The organism is Campylobacter sp. BCW_4338, assembly GCF_001763255.1.
GTDB classification, from domain to species: Bacteria; Campylobacterota; Campylobacteria; order Campylobacterales; family Campylobacteraceae; genus Campylobacter_D; species Campylobacter_D jejuni.
The window spans coordinates 1-3,495 of the sequence record NZ_MJYJ01000039.1; the positions used below are offsets into that span (position 1 = coordinate 1).

A 3,495-nucleotide genomic window follows, 5' to 3' on the forward strand; every position below is an offset into this window, starting at 1 on the left:
ATAGCTATATTAGGAAAATTCCAACCATAAACACTAGGGGAATTAAAAGTATAAACTTCATTAGGGCTAAAAGATAATTTGTCTTTATATTTAATATCGCAATATATCAAAGCCATTTGAGCTAAATACCCACCCAATGAATGTCCTACAAATATAATTCTTTTGTGTTTGTTTTTGATTATTTTATTTACTTGTTCTAAAAATTCTAAAAGAAAAGAAGATTGGATATTGCCATTGAGGGATAGAGTTATGTCTTGAACTATATCTTGAATCGAGCTAATAAAATTATCAGTTTCAGTTCCCCTAAATCCTACTATAAATTCATCTTTTTCTTTATCATAAAACAAAGTAGCACTAAAGCCACTTGTAGTGTTAGGCTGATGAAATTGAACCTCATATCTTTGAATGAAATTTTTAGTCTGTAATTCTCCAAATTCTCCATTTAGTTTATCAAAATTTGTCTTTTCATCAAAGAAATTTAACATTTTTGATTGCCAAGCATCATCTTGTCTTAAATCAATCAATACTTCTTTATCTTTATGTTTTTGACTGACAACATGTTCTAAATTTACCTTTATTTCTCTATAGCCTCTAAGAGAATTTTCTTCTTGAATTTTTTCTTGATTAAAATCTAACTCAAATATATTTCTAGTATTTAAAAAATCAAAATAAAAATAACTAGCCCAGCACATTCTAGCATATTTATAAAGTTTCATATATTTGGCTTGTTTTTCATACATTAGTAGCCTCTTTTTTCTTGTAATTCTTTATATTTTCGAATATCATAGCATATCATTTTTCTTTTGTATTTAGCAAACATACCTATGTCAAGCCAAGAGTATGTATTGTCTATTTTATATTCTTGTATTGTATTTTTGCCGTCCTTATAGTACCATAAAATAATAATTTTTTTTATTCTAAAATCTACATATTGCTCTGTTATGTTGAATAAAATATCCTTGTTTATTTTTTTATAATTATCCCAAAGACTTATAATATTTTTTGCATCATAAATAACCGCCTTAGAATCAGCCTTCTCACACAAACTCTCAAATTCTTTAAAACTACTTTGCCATTCAAGAGGTACAAAAGAGTATCCAAACCAAAGAAGCATGAATAATGGATAAGGTAAAAATAAATAAAACTTTTTAATTTTTTTATCAATATTAAAAATTTTAAAGACAAGATAAAAGACAAGCTTTAAAAATAAATATACCCATATAGTAGAAAGTATAAACAAGCTAATCCATCCAAAGAAAGAAAAAGGGAAAAAGGTTAAAAGAGTTAAATAAGTAATATTATAAAAAGTTAAGATGACAAGAAAAAGATAAAATAAAGCTTGTTTTATATTTTTAAAGAATTGTTTTTTTAAATCATTTGAATTTTCTTTATTGTTAAAATAATGATAGAGCTTGTTTTTCATATATTTTTATCCTATATTACTTTGATTATTATCTTTAGCATCTTCAAACAAAATAGCACTAAAGCCACTTAAAGTGTTAGACTAATGTTTTAAAAGTTTAAATCTATTTATAAAATCAATGATTCTTTTACTAAGTGTATCATTTAACCCCACCCTACTAATATCATTATCCAATGTTATTTCTTTACTATCAAAACAAGTATTTATAAGAGAAATACAATATTTAGGTTCTATTTTAACTATTTTATTTTGTTCAAAACGAGCTTGTATAGCTCTTGCATAGGTAGAATTTTGATTATTATGTTTATCACCTAGTCTTTGGGTATCTAAATCTTTTTCTAATTCCTTTTCTTGTTTATCAATAATAACACCTGTAAAAACTGGATCTAATAAAGCATAACTAGCATCTGCACAATTAGCATAGTCTAGAAATTTAGTGATTAAGTCTAATTTAGCTTCTTGTGTTTTAATGTTTTTGCTCATTTATATCCTTACTTAAAATTATCAAAATAGCTACAAGTGAATACTTCTTCATATCTAAAATATAATCCAGAGCCCTCATCGCCTCTTAAGAATACACCATCATTTTCATATTTATATCTTATATATGTAGCAAAAGGCTTGGGCATTTTTTTATATTTTTTATCATATACTATGGTTATAATATTGCCATTTCGTTTCTCGGATTTTATCGTATCTTTTATATCATAATAAGTAAATGTTTCATTAAGTTTTTCATAATAAAAATATTCATAACCATCATCCTTAACTCGTTTTTCTATAGAAGGCTTTTTTTTGTAAAATCGCTATACAATTCCCAATAAGCTTTATTGTAAATTATTACTTTATTATCTATATCTTTACACAAGCTCTTAAACTCATAATACTGCGGATCCATATATTTATAAGAACAGCCTCCTGTTAAGAATAATAAAAGATATACAGGCAAAAGAAATAAAGTAAGTTTTTTAAATATTGTTTTAAAATTTATAGTTTTTGTTTTATTTTTTAATTTATAAAAAATTTTAAAGATAAAATATAAAATAATAGAAAATATAAAAACAAAAAAGAAAAATATAAGAATAAATATTAAAAGATTAACAAAGAATTCTAGCATTTATTAACTCCTCTTAATTTTCTCTGTTTTTTCATAAGACAATTTGTAGTGTTGGGCTGATGAAATTTAATCTCATATCTTTGAGAAAAATTTCTAGCTTGTAATTCTCTAAAATCTCCATTTAGTTTCACATAAAAAATAAAGAATCATCTATAACCAAATATCCATTATATTCATCATGTAATGCTTTAAAATAGTCCAATTTTTCTAATTCACTCTTATCTTTAAAAAATCTAGTTTTAGATATTTTAAATCCTAAAGCTTTTTGTCCTTCAGTATAAACAAAATTAAAATAACTAGCTTACACAAATTCTGTATAATCTTTTAAATTGTTGATTTATTCCTTATATTATTATTGATAAAGATTACCACAAGCGAGCCCATCCTCTATAAACTCAAAATTCATATTACCCTCATTGCCTTCTAACACATACCTTCTAGTATTCCAATATGGACTTATATGCATATCAACAATCTTGTGTAAAGACATTTGCATATTTTTTGTTTTTAGTACAATATTATCCATCTCTATCTTTTCTTGAAAATTTGAAGGAGTTTTGAAGTATCATCGTAATATATAAAGCCACATTTCTATCCTACTATATTTTTTTACATGTCGAAAATCATCTATGCCGCCTAACTTTTTATCAAAATACCCTAGAATCTTATTATACTTTAGGAAGTTCATTTAACTTACACATATTCCTAAATTGCCAATAACTAGGCTCTAAATAATAAGAATAAGGAGTATAATAAAAGATAATTAAGCCTATACTTCCAAGAAAGACTAAAAACTTTGAAACGCTTTTTGTAGATTTAAAGATGATTTTATAAATAAATTTTAATATAAGATAAGAAAGAATAGTAGAAATTATAATAAGAAGTAATATATATGTCATGGGTTATCTCCTTAGATTCTCTATTTTATTAAAATTAAGATGTAATTTTGTGGTTT

Annotated in this window: 5 protein-coding genes; all 5 read right to left on the reverse strand. The window is 24.5% G+C overall.

The window, feature by feature from the left end:
• A partial coding sequence (locus tag AJN69_RS03905; RefSeq protein WP_079860360.1) for a lipase family protein occupies nt 1-740 on the reverse strand: 740 nt, incomplete at its 3' end.
• Nucleotides 740-1,423 carry a hypothetical protein gene (locus tag AJN69_RS03910; protein WP_083262292.1) on the reverse strand — a complete coding sequence of 228 codons (684 nt, stop codon included), beginning with the start codon at nt 1,421-1,423 and terminating at the stop codon, nt 740-742. The genes AJN69_RS03910 and AJN69_RS03905, both read right to left, overlap by 1 nt.
• An 81-nt stretch (nt 1,424-1,504) precedes the next feature.
• Nucleotides 1,505-1,906 (reverse strand): hypothetical protein, encoded by a 402-nt coding sequence (locus AJN69_RS03915; RefSeq protein WP_044779697.1) that lies wholly within the window; start codon nt 1,904-1,906, stop codon nt 1,505-1,507.
• 986 nt (nt 1,907-2,892) lie between these two features.
• A complete protein-coding gene (locus tag AJN69_RS10055; RefSeq protein ID WP_153882527.1) occupies nt 2,893-3,066 on the reverse strand; it encodes a hypothetical protein in 174 nt (57 codons plus the stop codon).
• A 142-nt stretch (nt 3,067-3,208) separates the two neighbouring features.
• Nucleotides 3,209-3,439, reverse strand: a complete 231-nt coding sequence (locus tag AJN69_RS03925; RefSeq protein ID WP_002881838.1) for a hypothetical protein — start codon at nt 3,437-3,439, stop codon at nt 3,209-3,211.
• Between the last annotated feature and the right edge of the window lie 56 nt (nt 3,440-3,495).

Bases quoted from the DNA above. Each gene is read 5' to 3' on its own strand.
- AJN69_RS10055 (WP_153882527.1), bottom strand. From the start codon at position 3,066: ATGGATAATATTGTACTAAAAACAAAAAATATGCAAATGTCTTTACAC.
- AJN69_RS03925 (WP_002881838.1), bottom strand. From the start codon at position 3,439: ATGACATATATATTACTTCTTATTATAATTTCTACTATTCTTTCTTAT.
- AJN69_RS03910 (WP_083262292.1), bottom strand. From the start codon at position 1,423: ATGAAAAACAAGCTCTATCATTATTTTAACAATAAAGAAAATTCAAAT.
- AJN69_RS03915 (WP_044779697.1), bottom strand. From the start codon at position 1,906: ATGAGCAAAAACATTAAAACACAAGAAGCTAAATTAGACTTAATCACT.